The sequence below is a fragment of the Acinetobacter puyangensis genome (assembly GCF_900096995.1).
GTDB classification, from domain to species: Bacteria; Pseudomonadota; Gammaproteobacteria; order Pseudomonadales; family Moraxellaceae; genus Acinetobacter; species Acinetobacter puyangensis.
In genome coordinates this window covers 715950-740313 of the sequence record NZ_OANT01000001.1, presented here as the reverse complement: position 1 = coordinate 740313, position 24364 = coordinate 715950, and the positions used below count along the sequence as shown (strand labels likewise).

The 24364-nt window shown below is 41.3% G+C and carries 19 protein-coding genes and 1 pseudogene; 9 read left to right on the top strand and 11 right to left on the bottom strand.

The window, feature by feature from the left end:
* The first annotated feature begins 4 nt into the window (after positions 1–4).
* Entirely contained in the window at positions 5–2140 is a 2136-nt protein-coding gene (locus CRO21_RS03435; protein WP_097077914.1) for a 3-hydroxyacyl-CoA dehydrogenase NAD-binding domain-containing protein, read from the top strand.
* Positions 2141–2198: 58 nt separating this feature from the next.
* On the opposite strand, the gene CRO21_RS03430 is transcribed toward CRO21_RS03435, so the two are convergent.
* On the bottom strand, positions 2199–2405 hold the full coding sequence (locus CRO21_RS03430; protein WP_097077913.1) for a hypothetical protein: 207 nt from the start codon (positions 2403–2405) through the stop codon (positions 2199–2201).
* 380 nt (positions 2406–2785) lie between these two features.
* On the opposite strand from CRO21_RS03430, the gene CRO21_RS03425 reads away from it, so the two are divergent.
* Positions 2786–4564, top strand: coding sequence for an ABC transporter ATP-binding protein (locus tag CRO21_RS03425; RefSeq protein WP_097077912.1), 1779 nt, complete (start codon positions 2786–2788; stop codon positions 4562–4564).
* Positions 4557–6353 (top strand): ABC transporter ATP-binding protein, encoded by a 1797-nt coding sequence (locus CRO21_RS03420; RefSeq protein ID WP_213064391.1) that lies wholly within the window; start codon positions 4557–4559, stop codon positions 6351–6353. The genes CRO21_RS03425 and CRO21_RS03420 overlap by 8 nt, the downstream gene beginning before the upstream one ends.
* Positions 6354–6391: 38 nt before the next feature.
* Here the strand turns inward: CRO21_RS03420 and CRO21_RS03415 are convergent, their stop codons facing one another.
* Positions 6392–7612: a class I SAM-dependent methyltransferase gene (locus CRO21_RS03415; protein ID WP_097077911.1), complete on the bottom strand. Its 1221-nt coding sequence runs from the start codon at positions 7610–7612 to the stop codon at positions 6392–6394.
* Between the two features lie 150 nt (positions 7613–7762).
* Between CRO21_RS03415 and trhA the strand changes: the two genes are divergently transcribed.
* The 5 genes from trhA to CRO21_RS03390 all read left to right on the top strand — a co-directional run bounded on the left by trhA (position 7763) and on the right by CRO21_RS03390 (position 15436).
* Positions 7763–8413, top strand: a complete 651-nt coding sequence (gene trhA / locus CRO21_RS03410) for a PAQR family membrane homeostasis protein TrhA (RefSeq protein WP_097077910.1) — start codon at positions 7763–7765, stop codon at positions 8411–8413.
* Positions 8414–8482: 69 nt separating this feature from the next.
* A complete protein-coding gene (locus CRO21_RS03405; protein ID WP_097077909.1) occupies positions 8483–9784 on the top strand; it encodes an MFS transporter in 1302 nt (433 codons plus the stop codon).
* Between the two features lie 320 nt (positions 9785–10104).
* On the top strand, positions 10105–11499 hold the full coding sequence (locus tag CRO21_RS03400) for an APC family permease (protein ID WP_097077908.1): 1395 nt from the start codon (positions 10105–10107) through the stop codon (positions 11497–11499).
* Between the two features lie 601 nt (positions 11500–12100).
* Positions 12101–13783 (top strand): aspartate-alanine antiporter, encoded by a 1683-nt coding sequence (aspT, locus tag CRO21_RS03395; protein ID WP_097077907.1) that lies wholly within the window; start codon positions 12101–12103, stop codon positions 13781–13783.
* 57 nt (positions 13784–13840) lie between these two features.
* Entirely contained in the window at positions 13841–15436 is a 1596-nt protein-coding gene (locus CRO21_RS03390; RefSeq protein ID WP_097077906.1) for a bifunctional aspartate transaminase/aspartate 4-decarboxylase, read from the top strand.
* 234 nt (positions 15437–15670) lie between these two features.
* Here CRO21_RS03390 and CRO21_RS03385 read toward each other — a convergent pair whose 3' ends face one another.
* Positions 15671–16231, bottom strand: a complete 561-nt coding sequence (locus tag CRO21_RS03385) for a flavodoxin family protein (protein ID WP_097077905.1) — start codon at positions 16229–16231, stop codon at positions 15671–15673.
* Between the two features lie 129 nt (positions 16232–16360).
* On the opposite strand from CRO21_RS03385, the pseudogene CRO21_RS03380 reads away from it, so the two are divergent.
* Positions 16361–16730, top strand: a pseudogene (locus CRO21_RS03380) (winged helix-turn-helix transcriptional regulator).
* Between the two features lie 44 nt (positions 16731–16774).
* On the opposite strand, the gene CRO21_RS03375 reads toward CRO21_RS03380, so the two are convergent.
* The 8 genes from CRO21_RS03375 to adeC all read right to left on the bottom strand — a co-directional run bounded on the left by CRO21_RS03375 (position 16775) and on the right by adeC (position 24361).
* A complete protein-coding gene (locus CRO21_RS03375) occupies positions 16775–17254 on the bottom strand; it encodes a tRNA (cytidine(34)-2'-O)-methyltransferase (RefSeq protein WP_097078126.1) in 480 nt (159 codons plus the stop codon).
* A 194-nt stretch (positions 17255–17448) separates the two neighbouring features.
* A complete protein-coding gene (gene cysG, locus CRO21_RS03370; protein WP_097077904.1) occupies positions 17449–18831 on the bottom strand; it encodes a siroheme synthase CysG in 1383 nt (460 codons plus the stop codon).
* Positions 18832–18900: 69 nt separating this feature from the next.
* Positions 18901–20172, bottom strand: coding sequence for a serine--tRNA ligase (gene serS / locus CRO21_RS03365; protein ID WP_097077903.1), 1272 nt, complete (start codon positions 20170–20172; stop codon positions 18901–18903).
* A 111-nt stretch (positions 20173–20283) separates the two neighbouring features.
* Entirely contained in the window at positions 20284–21111 is an 828-nt protein-coding gene (locus CRO21_RS03360; RefSeq protein WP_171293972.1) for an RsiV family protein, read from the bottom strand.
* A gap of 43 nt (positions 21112–21154) precedes the next feature.
* Complete coding sequence (locus tag CRO21_RS03355; RefSeq protein WP_097077901.1) at positions 21155–21586, bottom strand: YbjQ family protein; 432 nt, start codon at positions 21584–21586, stop codon at positions 21155–21157.
* 11 nt (positions 21587–21597) lie between these two features.
* Positions 21598–21948: a YbjQ family protein gene (locus CRO21_RS03350; protein ID WP_097077900.1), complete on the bottom strand. Its 351-nt coding sequence runs from the start codon at positions 21946–21948 to the stop codon at positions 21598–21600.
* Between the two features lie 34 nt (positions 21949–21982).
* On the bottom strand, positions 21983–22789 hold the full coding sequence (locus CRO21_RS03345; RefSeq protein WP_097077899.1) for an RsiV family protein: 807 nt from the start codon (positions 22787–22789) through the stop codon (positions 21983–21985).
* A gap of 126 nt (positions 22790–22915) precedes the next feature.
* Entirely contained in the window at positions 22916–24361 is a 1446-nt protein-coding gene (adeC, locus tag CRO21_RS03340; protein ID WP_097077898.1) for an AdeC/AdeK/OprM family multidrug efflux complex outer membrane factor, read from the bottom strand.
* Positions 24362–24364: the final 3 nt, after the last annotated feature.

The following is a 24364-nucleotide window of genomic DNA, read 5'->3' as shown; positions in this document are numbered from 1 at the left end:
AGTCATGAGCGCAATTCAATATCACAAAAATGCCGATAACATCGTGATTTTAACCTTGGATTCCCCCAATCAATCTGCCAACACCATGAATGCAGATTTTCGTGAGGCTTTAACCGACACAGTTAAAACACTTGCTCAGGAAGACAAAATCACAGGCGTTATTTTTACCTCGGCAAAAAAAACTTTCTTTGCTGGAGGAGATCTTGATGATCTGATCCAAATTCAACCCGAACATGTCACAGCATTTTTTCATACCATTCAGGAACTGAAAACCCAGCTACGTTATATCGAAACTTTGGGTGTGCCTGTGGTGGCGTGTTTAAATGGTACAGCCTTGGGTGGCGGCTGGGAAATTGCTTTAGGCTGTCATCATCGTATTGCCTTAGCCGACCCTAAAGCCAAGTTTGGTTTACCCGAAGTTACTCTAGGTTTACTCCCCGGTGGTGGTGGCATTGTGCGTATGGTCCGTTTACTTGGTTTACAAACTGCATTCCCTTATCTATTGGAAGGTAAACAGTTGGGTGTAGAGCAAGCCCTTAAGGCTGGTTTAATCCATGACACTGCGCAAACACAAGCAGAATTACTGGAAAAAGCCATTGCATGGGTCAAAGCCAATCCAAAGAGCCAACAACCTTTTGATGTTAAAGGCTATAAAATTCCAGGTGGTGATCCCAAAACCCCTGCGGTTGCACAGATGCTTGCGATTGCCCCAGCCATATTAAGGGATAAAACCAAAGGTTGCTACCCTGCACCAGAAGCCATCATGGCAGCAGCAGTAGAAGGTGCACAGGTCGATGTTGATACCGCCCTACGTATAGAAAGTCGTTATTTTACCCTGCTTGCTACAGGTCAAGTCGCCAAGAACATGATTGGTACATTCTGGCACGGATTAAATGCGATTAAGGCAGGTGCCAGCCGTCCACAAGGCATTGCCAAATGGCAAGCCCAAAAAGTAGGTGTACTCGGTGCAGGCATGATGGGTGCTGGTATTGCCTATGCTACTGCGATCAAGGGAATCCCGGTCATCCTTAAAGATGTTTCGATTGAGGCGGCGGAAAAAGGCAAAGCCTATAGTCAAAAATTACTGGAAAAACGTGTTTCTCGTGGTCGTTTAACCACGGAAAAAAAAGATCAAATTTTAGCCCTCATCCAACCGACTGCCGAAGCCAAAGACTTGCAGGGATGTGATCTGATCATTGAAGCAGTATTTGAACATCAGGAATTAAAAGCGAAGGTCACAAAAGAAGCAGAACAATATTTGCTAGATGGCGGTGTTTTTGCCTCAAATACATCGACCTTACCGATTACAGGTTTAGCTCAAACCAGTAAGGATGCAACACACTTTATTGGTCTGCATTTCTTTAGTCCAGTGGATAAAATGAAATTGGTAGAAATCATCAAAGGACAACATACCTCTGATGAAACACTGGCACGTGCTTATGATTTTGTACAACAAATCGGAAAAATACCCATTGTCGTTAATGACAGTCGTGGTTTCTTTACCAGTCGAGTATTTGGGACATTTGTACAGGAAGGTATGCGCTTGCTGGCCGAAGGGGTACATCCCGCCAAAATTGAAATGGCAGCACTTAAAGCAGGTATGCCTGTTGGCCCACTTGCCATTCAGGATGAAGTCAGTCTGACCTTATCAGAACACATTGGCAATGAAGCACGTAAAGCCCTTGCAACTGAAGGAAAATCCTTGCCACATTCACCGAGTGAAGATGTACTACAATGGATGATTCATCAACAAAACCGTAAAGGTAAAGCCGCAGGCGCAGGCTTTTATGAATATCCTGAAAGCGGAAAAAAATATCTTTGGGAGGGTTTAAGCTATTGGGCAAAAGATCATGACCTGACCGAGCAAGATATTATTGACCGTATTTTGTTTGTACAGGCACTAGATACGCTACGCTGCTATGAAGAAAATGTACTGGAATCGGTAGTCGATGCCAATGTCGGTTCAATTTTTGGTATCGGCTTTGCGCCATGGACAGGTGGGGCAATTCAGTATTTAAATCAATATGGTCTAGACAAAGCATTACAACGTGCTAATACTCTTGCAGCCAAATATGGTGAACGATTTAAAGCGCCAGAATTGTTAAAAAAACATGCTGCATCAGGTGAAATCATTCAATAACATCTGGATTCAAATCACTTACTGAAAGAGTATTCATCTACTTTTTCGGTTTTTATCGTTATTTCACTAAAACAGCAAATTTTTCCTTTAATACACCCAAACCTGTTTTGGGTAATTTTACATGATGCACTTGTTTAAATTTTTCCAGTTCCTGTTCCAGTTTTTGTATTTTGTCACGTTGTACTTCGATGATGGTCACTTGATGTTCGATAATATCTTTATATTTAGCAATGACTTTTTGTTGTAATGCATGGGTTATCTTCATCACATTTTCCAATGTATCTATTTAACCTAATCAACAAGATACTTTGAAAATATGTCATTGTGATGAATTCTATTTAATCGCAAACATGTAAGTGGAAACTTTATAGCACACTCGGATTCACCGAAACTGCATTTAAGACTAACTGATATTTTATCTTAATCTTTCAGTATATTAAGCAATCCATTCCCCAGAATTGAGCGAAAAATATGAAAAATCAATAACGCTGAATCTATGCGATCACACCGAATAGATGACCAAATCAAATATAAAGAGTTTAAATATCAGTGTACTAAATTACCCAGTTCATTTTTCACTGGTCTTCTCGAAATAGATAATATATATTCGATAATGATTATTATTATCATAAAAAGAGGATCAAAATGAGTGACAATCCAAACTGGCGAATTATTGCGCCAGTGAAAAAACAAATTAACTTTGCGATCTTACTCTCGACTTTATCTGCAATCTGCACAGTTGCTTTACTGGTTGCGATTGCCTATCTGGTACAGGCCTTGCTACAACAACACATTACACAGATTTATACGATCTTTAGCGTAATTGTATTACTCACCATTATTGCTTATGTCTTACGCTTAAATGCGTTTAACCAATCTCATTTTGCTGCATTCAGATTGGAAGCAATTTTGCGTAAAAACATGAGTGTGCATCTTGCCACATTACCTTTAGGCTACATTACCACGACTGGTTCGGGCGCGATCAGCAAAATCATGCAGGATGACGTAAAATCACTGCATGCCTTTGTGGCTGATGCAACACCACTTTTTGCCCGTGCCTACGTTTTCCCTGTTCTCACATTTCTGGCATTGCTCTGGTTTGACTGGCGTATGGCCTTACTCAGTGTTGCCATCTTGATTGTAGGCATGCTGATTATGTCATTGGTGATGAAAAATCACGATGAAATGAATAAGGTTTATAATCAGGCACGGGAAAATGTAAACGGTGCAGTCATCGAGTTTGTACAGGCTATGCCCGTCGTACGAACATTTGACGGTGGACAAAAGTCCTTCCGCCGTTATGAAAACGCGCTATATGCCTATAAAGTGATTCTTAGCGACTGGTACAAACAAAGCGGATTAACAGCCCGAATTTCCATGTTAATCCTGAATCCCCTACCCACGTTTGTGATCTTGCTGATTATCGGTATTTATTTATGGCAACACGGGCAGTTAAGTTTTGAGGTGCTGGTCGCCACTCTGTTACTCGGTACGGGCATGGTGGAATCCTTAATGCCCTATATGAGTTTGTATCATCTGATTGAAAAATCAAAAATTAGTGCAACCCGTATTCTAGAATTACTTGCCGTGGCGCCTTTGCCACAAACTGAACACAGCAAGACACCAGAACAACACGCTATCGTGTTTGAACACGTTAATTTTCGTTATCCAGAACGTCAAATACTGGCATTAAAAGACATTAATTTTACTGTCCCTGAATATAGTTTTACCGCATTGGTTGGTGCATCAGGTGCAGGTAAATCCACTGTTGCCAAATTGATTCCCCGTTTCTGGGATGTCGATAGCGGGGCAATTAAAATTGGCGGCATTAATATCAAGGATATCGCCACAACAGATCTGATGGCACAAGTTGCCTTTGTCTTTCAGGATAATTTTCTATTTTCCGATACCATTGCCAATAATATCCGGCTGGGTGTACCGCATGCCACAGAAGAACAGATTCGGGAAGCAGCACGTTTAGCACAAGCAGATGAGTTTATCCGTAATCTCAATGATGAATATGATACGCAAGTGGGCGAACGTGGTGCCAATCTTTCTGGCGGACAGCGCCAGCGGATCACCATCGCCCGTGCGATTTTGCAGAATCGTCCCATCCTTATTCTGGATGAAGCAACCGCATTTGCCGATGCCGAAAATGAAGCATTATTGATGCAAGCCCTAAAAAATCTGATGCATGGCAAGACTGTAATCATGATTGCCCATCGTCTTGCCACGATTCAGCATGCCGATCAAATTCTATTTTTTGATCAAGGTGAATTAATCGAACAAGGTACACATCAACAATTATTGCAAAAACAGGGTCGCTATGCCGAATTATGGCAGGCATTTCAACAGGCACAGCATTGGCATATTGCACTGAAGCCCGTCTCTTCAGTTGCTCAGGGAGAATCTTCTCATGGCTGATATACATCACAAAACACAGCGTATTCATTCCCTTAAAGAAATTTATCAGCAGATGTTACGTTCCGCAGGCGATGAACAGGCCAGTTTGCGTAAGGCATTTCTCCTCATGACCTTATCTGCCATTTGTCAGGGGATCGCATTTAGTTGTCTTTATCCTATTTTTCTGGCAATGGCTACGCAGCAGATTTCCAACATCACTTTTTGGCTGGTTGTTTTAACTGCTTTTGTGCTGTTGAGTTCGGCGCTACGCTGGAAGGCACAGGATTACGACTATCAAGGCCATGCTGCACAGGCACAACATGTCTTAAGAACCAACCTTGGAGAAAAATTAAGACAAATTCCCCTACAATTATTATCGAAAAAACGTGCTGGCGAATGGAATGCCACCATTGCTGGCAGTGCTGATGAAGTCATTGCCTATACCTTGACTGTGGTCAGTATCATGCTGTATGCCTTGGTGGTACCGATTACTGTCGGCATTTTATCGTTTTTCTTTGACTGGCGTATTGCTCTGATTATTTTACTGATCTTTCCTGCAATTATTCCCTTATATCGCTGGCGTAAACCTGCCTATGATCGTGGCATGCAGATGATGAGTCAACTCAATGGCGAATTGAATGCCGAGCTGGTGGAATATACTCAGGGCTTGCCAGTGTTAAAGGCAGCCAATTGTGTAGGTGATCAGACGCAGCGTCTTTACCTGATGATTGATAAAGTTCATATAGCACAGGAGATCGGCCATCGTAAAGGTGGTAAGCCCAATCTGATCGTCACCTCTGCAATTGAAGTGGGTTTACTGATTGCTATTGCAATTGGCCTATGGTTGGTATTGTTTGGTTATAGCAATGCAATGTATTTTATTGCCATGCTGGTGATCATCATTCGTTTTGCCGAACCGATTGCTGCATTTACCTCAATGACCATGTTTTTCAGTTTACTTGAAGCGGGTTATGCCCGTATTGAAAATATGCTGAATATTCAGCCTTTAATCACCCATACACCAACACAACTGCCAACCCGCTTTAATATTCATTTTGATCAGGTCAGTTTTCAATATGAACAGGACAACGATAAAAGTAATGATGAAAATCAGGACTGGGCATTACATCAGATTAATCTCCATATTCCAGAAAAAAGTCTGACGGGTCTGGTTGGGCATTCAGGTTGTGGAAAAACCACCTTGACACGCTTGATCATGCGTTATGCAGATTGTCAGCAAGGTCAGGTTAAAATTGGCGGTATTGACATTAAAAATATGCTTCCGCATGAATTGATGTCTTATATCTCGGTGGTGTTTCAGGATGTATATTTATTCGATGACAGCATCATGAATAATATTAAAATGGCCAAAGAAGATGCCACCGAAGCAGAAATCATTGCGGTTGCCAAACGGGCACAATGCCATACGTTTATCTCGCAACTCCCGGAAGGCTATCAAACCCGTATTGGTGATATTGGTGGCAGCCTTTCTGGAGGTGAAAGACAACGCATTTCCATCGCACGGGCATTGTTAAAAGATGCACCAATTGTCATTCTGGATGAACCGACTGCGGCACTGGATACCTTTAGTGAACTGGCTGTACAGGCAGCAATTGATGAACTGGTGAAAGACAAAACCGTGATTGTGATTGCACATCGCCTATCCACCATTGTTGCTGCAAGCAATATTATTGTGTTGGAACAGGGCGAGGTTCTGGAACAAGGTACGCATCAGGCATTGCTGGACAAACAAGGCAGATATGCACAGCTCTGGCGATTACAATATGCCGGTGAGAACATGCCTAGTTAATCCTGATCATGATTAAAATCAAATCAGTTTGTGCCTGTCTAACAGGCACATCCAATCTTTTGATCGACCGGTAAATCCTTTAATAACAACTCCAGTGTATGTTTTTCAATACCATAAAAAGTTTTTAACTGCTGTACCTGATCCAGAATATTTTGATCCACCTGTTTAAATGACTGTTGCCGGGTGGCCAGAATCATTTTGTTTTTACTGGTATGTTCCAACGATACAAATTCCAGCACTTTGGTTTCGTAGCCATAGGCTTGTAACAATAAAGCCCTTAAGGTATCAGTCAGCATTTCTGCTTGCTGTCCAGCATGTACGCCAAATTGCAGCATGGGTTTTAAAACCTGTGGCGCTTGCAACTGCGGACGTAATTCCTTATGACAGCATGGCGCGCACATAATGACTTTTGCGCCCAAACGAATACCAGTATGAATGGCAAAATCGGTGGCAACATCACAGGCATGTAGTGCAATCATCACATCGGTTTTTTCCGGAAAATAACTGCGTACATCACCCTGAAAAAAATTAAGCTGATCATAGCCTGCTTGCTGCGCCACATTCTGGCAAAATTTTACCAGTTCTTCCCGCAATTCAACGCCTGTCACGTGCGGCTGTAAATGTTGACCCAGTAAGTAATCATAAACAGCACAGGTCAGATAACCTTTACCTGAACCAAAATCCACCACATGTAAATCTCCTTGCTGCTTTAACTGTGCCTGTTCAATTGCACCTGCAAAAATTTCCACAAACTTGTTAATTTGTTTCCATTTACGTGCCATGCTGGGAATAATTTCGTGCTTTTGATCGGTAATACCCAACAATTGTAGAAACAAACGATCCTGTGCAATCCAGCGTTTTTTATTGCGATCATGAGATTGTGGTAGAGCCTGAACAACTGCATTTGATTTATGTTTACTTTGGCTCAGTTTCCATTGACCTTTTTTATATTTCAATTGAATTTCCCGACCCTCGGTAAATAAATTGATTTGCTGACATTGATTCAGCCATTCCTGTAATAATGCTGAAAACTCATGCCATGAATAATTTTTAGTAATATCCTGTGTTTGATAACGATACACCACATTCAGCAAAGTTTGATCTTTCAATACAATGCTGCGCACGGTTATTTTTTCCAGTTTTGCGATTTCACCTTGGTATTGACTCAAAATAATACGTTCAAAATGCTGTTGTTGCCATGCCTGCTCGACTTGATTAAAAAATTCAAGCTGATTGGGTTGTAAGATATTGGCAGTCATGGTGCTTCCATTATTTTAAGTCAAGTCGGCTATTTTAACCAACTTCAGTCCAAGCTGCATTAGCTTTGCAAAAATAGCAGAAATGCCATATCTTTTTTATGGATTATGGCGCATAAATAGATCCGATTTAAGCTTTAACTTTCCCGGACCATGATTAAAATTCCTTATACTTATAGTGCAGAAGAAGAAAGATTAAATGCATGGACACACGGTCTGGCTGCGATCCTTGCAATTTTGGGCACCATTTTCTTGCTGGTCAAAGCCGTCCCCCTATCCTGGCAAGCTGGAATCAGTATGCTGGCCTATGGACTAAGCCTGATTTTGTTATTTTCTGCGTCAACTCTCTATCATCTGTCTGATTCCGCAACACAGCGCATCTGGTTAAAAAAACTGGATCATACCGCAATTTATTATCTGATTGCCGGCACCTACACTCCTTTTCTGGCGCTCTTTTTACCCACTGAAAAAGCTAAAATTCTGCTTATTGCTCTATGGATTATTGCCCTCATCGGTACATTTTTTAAATTATTCTTTGTGCACCGCTTTCAGAAAATATCGTTGATCGCTTATATCGTGATGGGTTGGTTGGCTGTGCTGGTGATGGATGACATGAGAACCTATTTAAGCAGTACAGCGCTACAATTGCTCATTGCCGGCGGCTTATTTTATACCATTGGTACTATTTTTTATGCGGCCAAAAAATATAAATATACCCATGCCATCTGGCATATTTTTGTGGTCATGGGTGCTGCCAGTCATTTTTTTGCCATTTGGTCAATGCTGAACACTTTATCGTCTTAAATTTTTAATTTCAAAATGGCCAAGACCTCGTTAGAATAAGCAAATTTTCTTTCAGGGACATTGAAAACCATGGAAACTGCCGCTGCTGTTGATCAGCCTTTAAACTCAAAAGGACGCGTACTTGCCGCAAGTATGGTGGGAACAACCATCGAATTTTATGATTTTTATATTTATGCCACAGCAGCAGTCATTATTTTTCCGCATTTGTTCTTTCCAGACGGCGATCCCCAAGCCAATACTTTAAAATCTTTGGCAACATTTGCGATTGCCTTTATTGCCCGCCCCATCGGTTCGGCATTGTTTGGACATTTTGGTGACCGTATCGGACGTAAAGCAACGCTAGTGGCAGCTTTATTAACCATGGGAATTTCGACCATTGCAATTGGGTTATTGCCAACCTATCACGATATCGGGATTACGGCAGCACTTTTACTAGCTTTATGCCGTTTGGGCCAAGGGATTGGACTAGGCGGAGAATGGAGTGGTGCAGTTTTACTGGCCACGGAAAATGCACCTGAAGGAAAACGTGCATGGTATGGCATGTTTCCACAACTTGGCGCACCCTTTGGTTTAATTCTTGCCAATGGTTTCTTTTTATTGCTGGGTTCTATCTTAAGCGAACAACAATTTATGGCATGGGGCTGGCGCATTCCATTTCTTGCCAGTGCGATTCTGGTGATTATGGGCCTGTATATTCGTTTAAAATTACACGAAACACCAGCATTCCAACGGGTTCTGGATAAACAAGAGAAAAAAAATGTCCCTGTAGCAGAAGTGTTTAAACATCACCTGCCGATGCTAATCTTAGGTACATTGGCGGCGGTCTGTACTTTTGTAGTGTTCTATTTGACCACGGTATTCTCTTTAAACTGGGGAACCCAGCAGTTAGGCTATAGCCGTGAAGATTTCTTAAAAATGGTGACTCTGGCAACCTTATCTTTTGCTGCCTTTATTCCACTGTCGGCAATTCTGGCAGAAAAATTTGGTCGTCGCGCTACGTCAATTGTGATTTGTATTCTTGCTGCGATATTCGGTTTGTTCTTTGCCGATATGCTGGCGTCAAATAATCCCTTTACTGTATTTCTATTCTTATGCACAGGCTTGGGAATCATGGGACTTACCTATGGACCAATCGGTACAGTATTATCGGAATTATTCCCTACCTCGGTGCGTTATACCGGTTCTGCCCTGACTTTTAACATGGCAGGTATTCTTGGTGCATCTTTTGCACCATTAATTGCCACCTATCTGGCAACAACCTATGGTTTACAAGCCGTAGGCTATTATCTCTCCGGTGCAGCCATTTTATCCCTGATTGCCTTCCTACTGATTAAAGAAACCAAAAATATTGATGTTAATCGTCAGATTTAATGCTTTATTTTCAAGCCTGATCAAAATTTTGATTAGGCTTTTGATCAATAATATTTCAGCACAGGCTTTAAGCGTTAAATGATCAACTTTTCCAATACAATTTTTTTATTTTTTCCTCGTAATTTTTGCATATTTCTCTATCATTAGCCCATGTTGGCTAATTTTTTGCTTTTTTGGCCACGAACTTGCTGACAATCTACAGTATTTACGCTAGATTGGCGCACTTTTTTTAAAAAAGTGTTTTTGGGGAGGATCCACAGATGATCCTTAAACTATCATAGCGATCCTTGATCATCCTTATCTAAAAGAGGATAACGCCATTGACTACTCATACTGGGACTCAATCGGTAGCTAAACTGCAAAAAACGCTGGGTCTCTGGCACATCATTATTATCGGTTTAGCTTATATTCAACCCATGACTTTGTTCGATACTTTTGGTTTGGTATCAGAAGAAAGTCATTATCATGTACCTACATCCTATATTTTTGCACTCGTTGCCATATTGCTGACATCAATTAGCTATGGTCATATGATCAGACGCTATCCGTCTTCCGGATCTGCCTATACCTATGCTCAAAAATCAATCCATCCCAATGTTGGATTTATGGTGGGCTGGTCATCATGGCTGGATTATTTACTCTCACCGATGGTCAATATTGTCCTAGCAGTGATTTATCTTGAAGCACTATTTCCTGATGTCAATCACTGGATCTGGGTCGTGGTACTGACCGCATTTATGACCGGTGTTAATCTGCGTGGTGTCAAGTTTGTTGCCAACTTTAACAGTCTGATTGTTTTTGTACAGATTATCGTGATCATTGTCTTTACCTATCTGGTCTATCACAAGCTCAGTATGGGGATCAATGCCGATGGTAGTATGGTTGATCAGGACACTGCATATCAACTGTGGAGCCTTGCACCATTCTGGAATGAGCTGACCTCTGTAGGCGCGTTGATCACAGGGGCAACCTTGCTGTGCTTTTCATTTACTGGCTTTGATTCGCTTAGTTCATTGGCAGAAGAAACCAAAGATACCGAAAATACCCTGCCTAAGGCCATGTTTTTAACTGCTTTGTTTGCCGGAATTATTTTCATTATCAGCACATATTTTATGCAGGTTTATTTCCCGAACGATCCGAAAACTTATTTTGAAGATATTGCTGCAACGCAACCTGATATTTTGTTACTGGTTGGTGGTTCATTATTCCAGTCTTATGTACTGGCTTTTGCCATTGTCACTGTGATGGCTTCTGGAATTTCAGCACATGCAGGGGTCTCACGCCTGATGTATGTGATGGGACGTGATGGTGTCATCAACAAAAAGATTTTTGGTCATATTAGTCCAAAATCATTTACCCCTTCCTATAACATTATGATTGTTGGTGCTGTCGCATTAACTGCGGGCTTTATGGATCTGGATTTTGTGGTGTCCCTTATCAGTTTTGGTGCACTTACAGCATTTAGCTTTGTCAATTTGTCGGTGATTTCCCGTTATGCGTTGCGTGATCGTAGAACGAAGACACCCAAGGATATTTTCCAATATGTGGTGATTCCATTACTTGGCTTTATGAGTATTTTTGCGTTATGGCTAGAAATTGAAGAAACTTCGCTTAAATACGGGCTGATCTGGGCAGTACTTGGTGTCGGTTATCTGGCTTATAAAACTGGCGGTTTTACTCGACCAGCACCGCAATATAACGAGTTTGATGATTAAGCTTCGATATATGCCCTATCAGGTCTATTGCATTTAATCGAATTGATATCGTCTATCCCACTGATTAGGTCAACGTTTAAGTTGACCTAATTTTTATTATTTAATTAAAAAATAACGATAAATTTTTTGATGTTCTGCACTTATTTCATTTTTTACAATGTCACTTTTTTGTGACCAGAACTCTATTTTCTTTTTGCTTCTGCCTAAAAAATAAGTGTATCCGTGTTAACTGTTTAGTCCAGAAATGATCATAATTTCCTTTATTTGCTCATCTCTAGCCGTCAAATAAACATCTCAAGAAACCCATAATATATTTTATTTTTCAGTTATATAGTATTAGATCTTTATATTACATCAAATTAATACTTCCTTGATTTTTCTCAGTTGCATACCGCCTCACTCTAAATCAATAAAATTGCAATTCTTATAAGATTTATAACAAAAGGAACACATGCTTCAATTGAACTTTATTTTCCGTAGGTCGATAGTAACGACAGAATTTAGTCTTAAGAATTAAACATTACTGCACGATGACTTAACAACAATAGGTCAATAAAACTTAACTTTTATCTTCCTATTTTTATATAAAAAGGACAGTGTTATGACGTGGTTACAAAGTCAGCTCAGTCATTCTCCCGAAATACTCATTTTCTTGTCGTTGGCAATTGGCTTCTGGATCGGCCAATTCCAACTGGGCAAATTTCAGCTGGGCGGTGTCGCCGGATCCTTGATTGTCGCTGTTGCGCTAAGTTTACTCAATGTCCCTATTGATAATGGTGTTAAATCCATTCTATTTGCCTTGTTTATTTATGCCGTTGGTTTCGAAAGTGGTCCCCAGTTTTTCAAATCTCTAGGACCTAGTTCCATCAAAGAAATTTTACTTGCGGTGTTTATGGCCGTGGTGGGCTTAATTACCATTCTAGTACTGGCAAAAATGTTCCATCTGGATAAGGGACTTGCTGCGGGCTTGGCCGCCGGTGGCATGACCCAATCTGCAATTATCGGTACAGCAAGTGATGCCATTGCCCGTCTGGATTTACCTTTGGATCAAATTCAGAAATTGCAAGCCAATGTGGCGATTGGTTATGCCGTGACGTATATTTTTGGATCGTTGGGTGCCATTATTGTTTGTGTCAATATCTTACCCAAATTTATGGGCAAAGATATCCATGATGATGCGATTAAAGCACAAAACCAACAATTAAAAGGCGCATTTGTCCTGACTTCAGGACAATCATTGGCGATTCCGGATATTGTTGGCCGTATTTATCAGGTGGAAAAAATTGATCATCTTAGCGTGGCACAAGTTGAAACCATGGGCAAAAACATCACCATCGAACGGTTAAAAAGAAAAAATCGTCTAATCGATATTGCCCCGGATACCCTGATTCAACAGGGTGATATTGTGCTCATGGTTGGACGGCGCGCTGATGTGGTTGCCATTGCGGATCAAATCGGCAAAGAGTTGCAATCTTCAGACGGTATCGATGTGGTGATGAATACCGATGACATTGTATTAAAAAATCCCAAATATATCGGCAGAACACTGGGCGATATTAAATCTTCAACCTCTGCGATTTTAAGACACGGAATCTTTATTCTGAGCATTAAACGCAATGATGATCCTGTCCCACTTCAGGATGATACAACTGTTTTACAGGGGGATGTGATTACTGCCTATGGTGTAGAACAAGATTTAAAACGCTTTGCTCATGAAGGTGGGATTCCAATTCCAAATACTATTCGAACCGACTGGATTTTTCATGGCGCCGGTTTGGTGGTGGGTTTATTGATCGGCCTGATCGTGATTCGTATTGGTAGTATCCCAATCACACTAGGTGCAGGCGGTGGTGCCCTACTTTCCGGTCTGTTATTTGGCTGGCTCAGAACACGGCATCAAACCAGTGGTTCCATGCCACCGGCAGCCTCTCAGATTTTAAAAGATTTAGGTTTGGCAGGTTTTGTTGCCGCTGTCGGTCTGCAATCGGGTTTACAAGCCATACAGACCATTAAAGAAAGTGGTGTATCACTCTTCATGATTGGTGTGTTGGTTACATTGATTCCCCTGCTGCTCTCTATGCTTTTTGCACGTTATGTACTGCGTTACGACAATGTCGCTGTTCTGGCAGGTGCTTTGTCAGGTGCCCGTAGTGCCAATCCGGCATTCGGTGGTGTATTGGATAAAGCCGGCAATAGCATTCCAACGGTTCCCTTTGCAATTACCTATGCCTTGGCCAATGTGTTTTTGACACTTTTAGGCCCTTTGGTTGTAGCATTTGCATAACCCCGATTTTCATACAACAGTTTTCACTTTTTAAAAAGACAAGATTGGAGAAATATAATGTCTACTACAGATTATTCAAAATTTGCAAAACTCAGTCCTTTTGAACTTAAAGATAATTTAATGGCCTTGGCACAAAGCCATGCCGATCGATTGATGCTCAACGCAGGTCGCGGAAATCCGAACTTCATGGCAACCATTCCACGCCGGGCCTTTTTCCAATTGGGCCTATTTGCTACCACCGAAGCAGAATTTTCCTTTGCCTATATGTCCGAAGGTGTAGGCGGTTTCCCACGTAGCAAAGGTTTAATGGCACGTTTTGATGATTTTTTACTGGAAAATAAAGATAAACCCGGGGTACTTTTTTTAAGTAAAGCCATTTCTTATATCCGCGACCAGCTGGGGTTGGATGCCTATCAGTTTTTACAGGAAATGGTAGAAGGTGTTTTGGGATGTAATTATCCGGTTCCTGACCGAATGTTGCGCTTATCTGAACAAACCATTAAAGAATATATCATTCGGGAAATGGGCATTAAAAATTTAAATGCAGATGCTTTCGACTTATTTGCTGTTGAAGGTGGTACTGCGGCCATGGCCTATATTTTTAATTCTTTAAAAGAAAATAAAATCTTAAATCATGGGGATAAAATTGCGATTGGTTCGCCAATTTTCACCCCCTATCTTGAAATTCCAAAACTCAACGATTACCAACTCGAACAAGTGCATATCCAAGCTGATCCTGCGCTAAACTGGCAATATCCCGAATCAGAATTACGGAAACTTGAAGATCCCTCAATCAAGGCATTTTTTCTGGTCAATCCGAGTAATCCACCTTCTGTAAAAATCAGTGATGAAAGCCTGGATATCATTGCCGATATTGTGGCCAAACGTCCAGATCTAATCCTGTTAACTGATGACGTCTATGGCACTTTTGCCGACGATTTCCAATCCCTATTTTCTATTTGTCCCGATAACACCATTTTGGTATATTCATTCTCTAAATATTTTGGTGCGACCGGCTGGCGTTTAGGGGTGATTGCTCTGAGCCATAATAATATTCTTGATCAAAAAATACGTCAGTTAGCCCCAGGCGATCAACAAGAATTGGCAGACCGATACGCGTCTCTGACCGCAGAACCGGAAAATTTTAAAATGATTGATCGTATGGTGGCAGACAGTCGTACTGTGGCGCTCAATCATACAGCCGGGTTATCCACACCACAGCAAATTCAAATGGTGCTATTTGCTTTATTCAATATGATGGATGCCACACAAAACTATAAAAAAGCCCTGAAAACAGTCATTCGTAATCGTGATGCGGCGTTATACCGTCAACTTGGCGTACAGCGGCAAGATAATCCAAACAGTGTAGATTACTACACTTTAATTGATCTGGATCAAACCTGCCGTGCACTATACGGAGATGCCTTTGCCGATTGGGTGATTCAAAGCAAAAATCCAACCGATTTACTCTTTAGAGTCGCCGATGAAACCGGTGTGGTTTTATTACCTGCCTCAGGTTTTGGGGTAACACATTCTGCGGCACGTGCATCACTGGCCAATCTAAACGAATACCAATATGCCGCTATTGGTAAATCATTAAGAGCTTTTGCAGAAGAATATTATCAGGAATATCAAAAACAACTGAAATCTTAAGCATAAGATATCAGTCGCTATAAGATTAAAACTGCGTTGCAGTACAAAATAGTAAGCAACGCAGTTTTTTGTCATTTCAGAGATCAATGTCTTGAAATACCAAAGGTGAGTAAGCTAAGTTTATAAAGCCAGAGGATAGGTGCTAACTCACCTCTTACTTAAAACATGCTTAGACTCGGATTTAAAAATTCGAGTCTTTGTTTTATACGAAATTAGATTAAATACTGAGGTTATTTAGCGCGAGATATAAAATCTTTCAGTAATTTTTGCCACACGTTGTGCAAAAACTTTTGCAGTTTCCAAATCTCCTGTCGGAATTTCATCTACGCCCGCATCTGCTGGTGTTTGTACCAATAGTCCTACAGAACCCCCTAAACTATTGATGTCCTCACGTGTCGCTTGTTTCGTATTGGCAGGTAATAACCCTAAACTGACCCAGATTCCGCCATGCTGAGAAGCAAGCGTCTGTAACTGATATAAGGTAAGTTGTTTATCACCATTTAAACTGGCACTATTGGTAAATCCTGCAAAAATCTTATCTTGCCACTCTCGAGTTGCCCATAATTTTGACGTCGCATCGGCAAATTTCTTAAACTGCCACGGGGCAGCACCCATATAAGTTGGGACCCCAAATACAATTGCGTGTGCATCATTTAAGATTTGCCAATCGGTATCGGCAATTTCACCTTGTTGATCAATTTCAATCAATGCTGCATTAATTTCATTTGCAAATGTTTCAGCGACCACTTTGGTATGTCCGTATCCAGAGTAATATACTACTGCAACTTTAGCCATCTTGGTTCCCGTGTGTTTATCAATAATTATTCTATAATATATTTTAGAAACCAAGTGTCAATTAGTTACCCATAAGTAACCTACTTAGATCTTATATCCTTATCACAACTAAATATTTTGGAGAATTTTATGCATGATGATCTGAAATATAATGTTTATCGCCAGCAATGCCCTGCCCGTTTGTTTTTTGAAAAAATTGCTGATAAATGGGTGCTACTGATTTTATATTTATTGGAGCATCAGCCGTTACACTTCAATCTTTAAAAAAAAGCATTGAAGGTATCTCACCCAAAGTGTTGTCGCAAAAATTGAAAATGTTAGAACGAGATGGTTTTATTAGCCGCCATGTGCAATCGACTTCACCTATCCGGGTAGAATATCAGTTAACGAATCTTGGCCGGGAAGTATCGAAAACAGCGAATCAATTGAAAAATTGGGCGGAAAAAATATTGAACAAATTTTACATGCACAGCAGATATATGATGCACAACAAAAATAAGCGCGTATTGATCTAGTTCAATCTGCACTGTATTGCGTGACAGCTTAAATTAAAGGCTGAAACCCTTGTTGCCGCCATGCTTCATAGACAATCACTGCCGTAGCATTAGATAGATTTAAACTACGAGAATTTTCTGCCATTGGCAGTCGAATCCAATTTTGTTGGGGAAACAACAGGCGCACTTGTTCAGGTAAACCCCGAGTTTCAGGTCCCATTAATAAAGCTACCGGTTGGTTGAGATCAACTGTATAAGGTGCCGCAGAACCTTTAGTGGTTAAGGGAAAAACTTGTTCAGGGCTGATACCATGTTCAGCCAAATGGGCAAGACAGGTTTCAATATTGTCCCAGATTTGCATTCTGGCCCATTCATGGTAATCCAGCCCTGCCCGTTTCAGTTTCTTATCATCCAGTTCAAAACCTAAAGGTTTGATCAAGTGCAAGCGTGCACCGGTATTGGCACATAAGCGAATAATATTACCGGTATTACTTGGAATTTCAGGTTCAAACAGGACAACATGAATCACTTCATTACTCACTTATAAATATTTCATTGGTAGCTTAGGCACCGTCTTTTTGCAGAGCTACATTACTCAGGCACAGCCTTCGCCTTGCGCTCGGACAGCGATTATCAATCGCTGTTACAGTACTATCGCACCTATCCTCTTTGCTCAGGCATAGCCTTCGCCTTGCGCTCGGACAGCGATTATTAATCGCTGTTCTATCCTCGCTCATGCCATTGCAATTGCTCGCGCAATTTTACCACTTCACCAATAATGGTCAGGGTCGGTGCCTGAATTTCGTATTCAGCTACTTTATCTGCAATATCAGCCAAGGTACCAATCACGACTTTTTGCTCAGGCGTGGTGCCTTTGGAAATCAATGCCACCGGCATATTAGGACGTTGACCATGTGCAATCAGGTTTTTACAGATTTTCTCTAGTCCGACCAAACCCATATACAACACCAAGGTCTGATTTTCATAAACCAGTTCATCCCATGGTAATTCAGGTGAACCTTCTTTTAAGTGTCCGGTTAGAAACCTTACACTTTGCGCATAATCACGATGTGTTAAGGGAATACCCGCATATGCCGAACAACCTGAAGCTGCGGTAATCCCCGGCACCACCTGAAAAGTCACCCCGGCATCAAACAGTTGCTGAATTTCTTCACCACCACGGCCAAAGATAAACGGATCACCACCTTTTAAGCGACAGACCCGTTTCCCTGCCTGTGCATATTTAACCAGCAATGCATTAATGCCTTCCTGTGGTACAGCATGATTGGAACGTGCTTTGCCGACATAAATTTTTTCTGCATCACGACGACACATATCCAGAATCGGCTTGGACACCAAACGATCATAAATCACCACATCCGCCTGCTGCATTAACCGTAAAGCCTTTAAAGTCAGCAATTCCGGATCACCCGGCCCGGCACCGACCAGATAGACTTCACCTTTTGGTGCTTGCCAGTCCATTAAAGCCTGCTGAATATAGGTATCTGCATCACTTAAATTGTCATGAAAGACCTGTTCTTTTAAAGGGCTGGCATACAAGTCTTCCCAGAAAATCCGACGTTCATCCGGATTACTGATTTTTGCTTTCACGGTTGCCCGCCATTTACCGGAAAATTCGGCCAGTTTGCCCATCCCATGCGGAATACTGCTTTCCAGTTGGGTACGGATCTGACGTGATAATACCGGTGATGTACCATTACTCGCCACCGAAATCAGCAACGGTGAACGATCAATAATCGCAGGCACCATAAACCGACAATGTGGAATATCATCGACACTATTGACCAATATATTCTGCGCTTCACAATACAGGAAAACCTGTTGATTCACTTCTGCCTGATTGGTTGCAGCAATCACCAGTCGATAATGTCTGATCTGCATCTCGGTAGAAAATTCGGTCTTGCTGAATTGTCCACCTGTGTCATGCACCAAATCCAGCAATGCTGGTTCAATCTCAGGCGCAATCACATCAATGATCGCACCTGCTCTGGCCAACAATACCGCCTTGCGATAGGCAATATGTCCACCACCCACCAACAAACAAGGCTGATCTTTCAATTTTAACGAAATCGGGAAAATATCCAAAGATGAACCTCTACATAAGTTTGATGGCGATAGCTAAGCAAAAATCATGCAATTTATCTTTGACAAGGTCTAATCGATATATTCTGCACCGCCCATATAGGGACGCAAAACCTGTGGAATTTCAATTGAACCATCTGCACGCTGATAATTTTCCATGACTGCCAGTAAAGTACGACCAACGGCCAAACCAGAACCATTTAAAGTATGAACAAATTCGGTTTTCTTTTGATCAACACGATAACGGGCTTTCATGCGACGTGCCTGAAAGTCACCCATGTTTGAACATGAGGAAATTTCACGATACGTATTCTGAGTTGGTACCCACACTTCCAAATCATAGGTTTTGGTAGAACCAAAGCCCATATCGCCGCCACACAGAATAATTTTACGATATGGCAATTCAAGCGCCTGTAAGATACCTTCGGCATGACCTGTTAAATCTTCCAGTGCTTGCATTGATGTTTCAGGTTTGACGATCTGTACCATTTCGACTTTATCAAACTGGTGCTGACGGATTAAACCACGGGTATCACGGCCATAAGAACCCGCTTCGCTGCGGAAACATGGCGTATGTGCTGCGTACTTAAGCGGTAAACGTTCTGCATCAATGATTTCATCACGGACAAAGTTGGTCACCGGAACTTCTGCGGTTGGAATCAGATAATATTCTTTTTCGCCTTGCAGTTTAAACAAATCTTCTTCAAATTTAGGTAACTGCCCTGTGCCACGTAGCGAATCGGCATTGACCAGATACGGCACATAAGCTTCGGTATAGCCATTTTTCAAGGTATGCGTATCCAGCATAAATTGAGTAAGTGCACGTTGCAGGCGTGCCAACGGCCCTTTCAATACGCTAAAGCGTGAACCAGTCAGTTTGGTTGCAGTTTCAAATTCCAGACCACCCATCAACTCGCCTAGATCGGTATGATCCTTGATCTCAAAGTCAAACTGGCGTGGCGTTCCCCAACGTAAAATTTCGACGTTATCACTTTCATCTTTACCTTCTGGTACAGATGCATCAGGCAAGTTTGGAATAGATAAAGATTTTTCTTCAATTTCCGCCTGTAAGTCGGCCAATGCAGTTTCGGCAGTTTTAATTTCATCAGCAATCGCCTGCATACGTGCCATGACTTCTGACGCATCACCGCCTTCACGCTTGATCAGGCCAACCTGTTTGGCACCTGCATTACGTTCGGCTTGTAAGGATTCTGCTTTGGATTGAATTTCTTTACGACGAGCTTCCAGATCTGCCCATTCTTGTACATTCAACTGAATGCCACGTTTGGCAAGTGCGGCATTGACTGCTTCAATATTATTACGTAAAATTTTTGGATCAATCATAACAATCTAAATGGCTAAAAATGAATGCCATATAGTGTAAGCGCTTCGACTAAAAAAAAATAGTCACTCCATCACCATCACCGCTATTTTGCAGTTGCTTATTAATCTGCTCTAGGAAAAATTCCTGCTTAACGTCATGTCCGGTAAACTTGGCATATATTCAGTTTTTAGTAATCCATTTAAATCTTCATATGACACATAAAGTTCCGGCATACCATAAACAAACGGCGCAATTTCATAAAGTGCATAGACAAAGACCAGACCATGTTCAGCAAAATAAAAATTTTCGCTTAATTTCAGGCTCTCAAGATCTGTACCGTATTCTTTCAATTCATGTACATTATTTTGTTTAAGTAATGCCAATATCTTAGACTGGCTGTTTTTATTCAGTACATCATTTAAAGCAAGGTTTTTCCTTACTTTCAAATCAAACACATCGTATTGAACACTAAAGACATTATGTGCCCCACCCAAATAAACATTATTAAATCGTGAAAAAGTCACCAGCTGATAGCGTTGCCCCACAAAAGATACCATGCTGCCATCATAATACTGCCGGAATTCACCTTGAGACTTGTCTACATTTTTCTCTGTAGCGATCCCTGATGCAGAATCCTGTAATTGTGCATGGTAATATTGATTAATCCAGTCCACATTGGTCTTGATCGATTGTATATCGTAAGTGGTACAGGCTGCTTCGCGATCTTCAGTGGCTGCTTCACAAAGTTCTTGTTGGCTTATTCGATAAGATTTTGCCCATACCGCAGGAATATCATCTGATTGCTGTTTTGCTGGTAACTGTTCAGGCTGTGGTATTGCCTCTGATTTGGTGCTTGTATCCTGTCCTCTGTCATTGACTGGCGGATTTTTTGGGGTACATGCGCTTAATCCCCCGACCATCATGACAATTGTCAGCGTAAAAATATTTGTTTTGACCATGCTGTTAATTCCCTTTTTTAAATCTTTGTTATGCGTATATTTATTACCGAACAGCAGTGCCATAAGCAAAAACTTCCACCATACCGCCTTGCATTCCCAATTCCGTGGTACTTAACCGCAATCCCATAATCTGCGTTGCGCCCTGTGCGTATGCCTGTTGTTTTAAACGAATAATTGCTTCTCGCCGGGCACGTTCCACAATGCTTTCATAACTGGTTAAACGTCCACCAAAAAAATTCTGGATCGCAGCCAGTACAAATTTAAAATAATCATGGGACAACACCACATTACTGGAAATCAATGCACCTTGTGTATGACTAACCACAAACTTATTGGTATCAACTTGAATATGTGCCAGTTGTTTTTCCTGCTCTGCCAAATACTGTAAATGTTTTGCTTCAATATGGCGACCAAAGCCCCAACCAATCAGGAACAAAATAATAAAAATCGCAATTTGCACAATGATCCCAGACATGCGATTTCCTCTTAAATGGTAAATGGATCAGGCAATTTGGGTACCTGTGCTTCCACAATCACCGCAGTACCATAAACAAAAAGTTCGGAGGCGCCCTGTGCAATATTGGAAGTGGAAAAACGAATACCGACAATGGCATTGGCACCAAGTTGACCCGCCTTGTCAATCATACGTTGCATGGCTTCCTGACGCGATTCCTCAAGCAATTCGGTATAACCTTTTAATTCTCCCCCGACTATATTTTTTAACCCCGCCATAAAATCACGTCCTACATGTTTACTACGTACAGTGCTGCCATAGACCACATCAAGCTGGCGAACAATACGATGCGCTGGGACTGTTTCCAGATTACTTAATAGCATTTTCTCTATTCCTAAATATTTCAATTAAATGAGTTTAAAAGTCCTGTCTTGGTTCAGGTAAACTCGGTAAATATTGAGCTTTCACAAAGTTTTTTAATTCCACATATGGAATAGTCAGTTCCGATTCACCCTCGGCATATGATGCCAACTCATAAACTGGATACACCAAGACCAAGCCATCGGCACCAAGATAAAAATTCTCGCTAATATTTAAATCTTTTACTGCAATATTATGATCATCAAGCCAGGTACTATTATAACTATATAACGCATCTTTTAATTTTTCTTGTGCTCCGGGCAGTAAAATATCATTCAGGTTTAAAATCTGTTGCTGGCTCAGATCAATGACCACGTAACAACTTGCATAGGTACCGTGTGCTGCACCTGCCGGATAATAATCAACCAAATATTCAAATGTGGCAATATTATAGTTTTGACCGATATAACGTACCGATGCCCCACTATAATTAACCGATGGAATTTTAGGATCTAACGTGACCTTAACAGCAGGTTGATCATCAAAAGCCTCGGCATGATCTTTTTTAATCGTGTCCTGAAAATAGGTGTTAATCCACGCAACATTAGTGTTAATTGTCTGCAAATCATATTGCGTACAGGTAGCAAGATCATCGCTAGACTCTGCGGCATGACAGACTTCATCTTTTTTAGGCTGTACTCTCTCAACTTTTGCCTGAATCAAGGGAATGGCCGTATCCGTTTTTACTTGATTTTTTTGTATAGCCTCTTTTTCAGAAGCTGTATCTGACTTTGGTTTTTCCTGACAAGCTGTCAATGCAAATATACTGGCGAATAGCGTACAAGCGGCCCATTTAATTTCCATATTACATCTCTTATTTATATCATCATTTTTAAGTTTAACACTAGATCAAGCAGACTTTACAAAGACATAAAAAAACAGCCACCGTAGTGACTGCTTTTATATTCAAGACCAACGACCTATAATCGATTACTGTACAGGCGTACTAGTCGTATTATCAGCATCGGCTAGTGTTTGTGAAGTTACACCACCACCCAACGTTTTATATAGCTCGATCTGGCTATTGATATTGGCTTGTTGCAATGCCAATAATCCCTGCTCTGCGGTATACGAATTACGCTGTGCATCAAGTACAGTTAAATAACCATCAATTCCTGCTCTAAAGCGTGCTTCAGATAAACGATACGTGATATTGGTGGCTTCAACCAGACGACGCTGCGCTGCAATACGATCATCAATGTTAGCTCGCGTTGCCAGTACATCATTGACCTCACGGAATGCGGTCTGAATCGATTTCTCATAATCGCTTAATGCAATTTGTTGATCTACTTCTGAAATTTTGACATTCGCACGACGTGTACCATAGTCAAAAATCGGTAAATCCAGACTTGGGGCAACACTCCAAATAAACGAACCAGATTTGAACAAGTCGCTTAATTGACCCGAAGAATATCCAGCCGAAGTCGACAAACTGATAGTTGGAAATAAACGGGCTTTGGCTGCACCAATATTGGCACCTGCTGCACGAAGTTGATATTCGGCAGATTTGATATCTGGACGATTATTTAACAGCTCACTTGGCAAACCTGCATTTAATACATTGTTATTGGTAATTTTAACCACACGAGTTTCGGGCAATAAATTATCCGCAATAGTTTGTCCAGCCAATAAATTCAATGCATTTTTCGCTTGCTGAATTTGTGTCTTATAATTGGCAACATCATTTCTAGCGGTTTCAACCGAAATTTGTGCCTGACGAACAGGCACTTCACTGTCAATTCCAACATCAAAACGACGTTTATTTAAATTATAAGACTCTTGCTGTGCTTTCAATGTTTGTTCGGCAAGTTTCAGATTCTGCTCGGCAAAAGAAATTGCTGTCCAAGCCTCGGCCACTTGCCCAATTAGGGCAACCTGCGTTGCATCACGGGCACTTTGAGTAGCAAAATAGCTGTCTAAAGCTGCATCTTTTAGGCTACTGACACGTCCCCATAAATCCAGCTCAAATGCTGTGACACCTAGTCCAACACTATAAGCAGAGTAAGGCTGATAACTACTGCTTGCTGTTGCCTGTCGGGCAAAACCTGCATTTGCACCCACTGTTGGTAACTGATCATTGCGGGTGATTTGATATTGTTGCTGTACCTTCTCTACATTTAATGCTGCTGTACGTAAATCACGGTTATTACCTAAAGCTAAAGCAATCACCTGTTTTAAACGTTCATCAGCAAAAAAGTCCTGATAGCCTTGAGCTGCAATTGAAGCTGTCGATGCTTGTGACGCAGCCGTGTAAGCATCAGGAATATTTGCCTGAACGGTCGGCTCTGTACCCCGCATGCTTTGACAAGCAGCCAAAGACAATGCAAGTACAGATAATGCCAAACCACGGCCAGCCAACGTCATGATCTGTGTCATATC

What these genes read in the sequence shown, in the direction of transcription:
- CRO21_RS03425 (WP_097077912.1), top strand. Translation starts at nt 2,786, where the DNA reads ATGAGTGACAATCCAAACTGGCGAATTATTGCGCCAGTGAAAAAACAA.
- CRO21_RS03415 (WP_097077911.1), bottom strand. Translation starts at nt 7,612, where the DNA reads ATGACTGCCAATATCTTACAACCCAATCAGCTTGAATTTTTTAATCAA.
- CRO21_RS03435 (WP_097077914.1), top strand. Translation starts at nt 5, where the DNA reads ATGAGCGCAATTCAATATCACAAAAATGCCGATAACATCGTGATTTTA.
- CRO21_RS03350 (WP_097077900.1), bottom strand. Translation starts at nt 21,948, where the DNA reads ATGCTATTAAGTAATCTGGAAACAGTCCCAGCGCATCGTATTGTTCGC.
- adeC (WP_097077898.1), bottom strand. Translation starts at nt 24,361, where the DNA reads ATGACACAGATCATGACGTTGGCTGGCCGTGGTTTGGCATTATCTGTA.
- serS (WP_097077903.1), bottom strand. Translation starts at nt 20,172, where the DNA reads ATGATTGATCCAAAAATTTTACGTAATAATATTGAAGCAGTCAATGCC.
- CRO21_RS03345 (WP_097077899.1), bottom strand. Translation starts at nt 22,789, where the DNA reads ATGGAAATTAAATGGGCCGCTTGTACGCTATTCGCCAGTATATTTGCA.
- CRO21_RS03405 (WP_097077909.1), top strand. Translation starts at nt 8,483, where the DNA reads ATGGAAACTGCCGCTGCTGTTGATCAGCCTTTAAACTCAAAAGGACGC.
- aspT (WP_097077907.1), top strand. Translation starts at nt 12,101, where the DNA reads ATGACGTGGTTACAAAGTCAGCTCAGTCATTCTCCCGAAATACTCATT.
- CRO21_RS03430 (WP_097077913.1), bottom strand. Translation starts at nt 2,405, where the DNA reads ATGAAGATAACCCATGCATTACAACAAAAAGTCATTGCTAAATATAAA.
- CRO21_RS03420 (WP_213064391.1), top strand. Translation starts at nt 4,557, where the DNA reads ATGGCTGATATACATCACAAAACACAGCGTATTCATTCCCTTAAAGAA.
- CRO21_RS03385 (WP_097077905.1), bottom strand. Translation starts at nt 16,231, where the DNA reads ATGGCTAAAGTTGCAGTAGTATATTACTCTGGATACGGACATACCAAA.
- trhA (WP_097077910.1), top strand. Translation starts at nt 7,763, where the DNA reads ATGATTAAAATTCCTTATACTTATAGTGCAGAAGAAGAAAGATTAAAT.
- CRO21_RS03355 (WP_097077901.1), bottom strand. Translation starts at nt 21,586, where the DNA reads ATGTCTGGGATCATTGTGCAAATTGCGATTTTTATTATTTTGTTCCTG.
- CRO21_RS03390 (WP_097077906.1), top strand. Translation starts at nt 13,841, where the DNA reads ATGTCTACTACAGATTATTCAAAATTTGCAAAACTCAGTCCTTTTGAA.
- CRO21_RS03360 (WP_171293972.1), bottom strand. Translation starts at nt 21,111, where the DNA reads ATGGTCAAAACAAATATTTTTACGCTGACAATTGTCATGATGGTCGGG.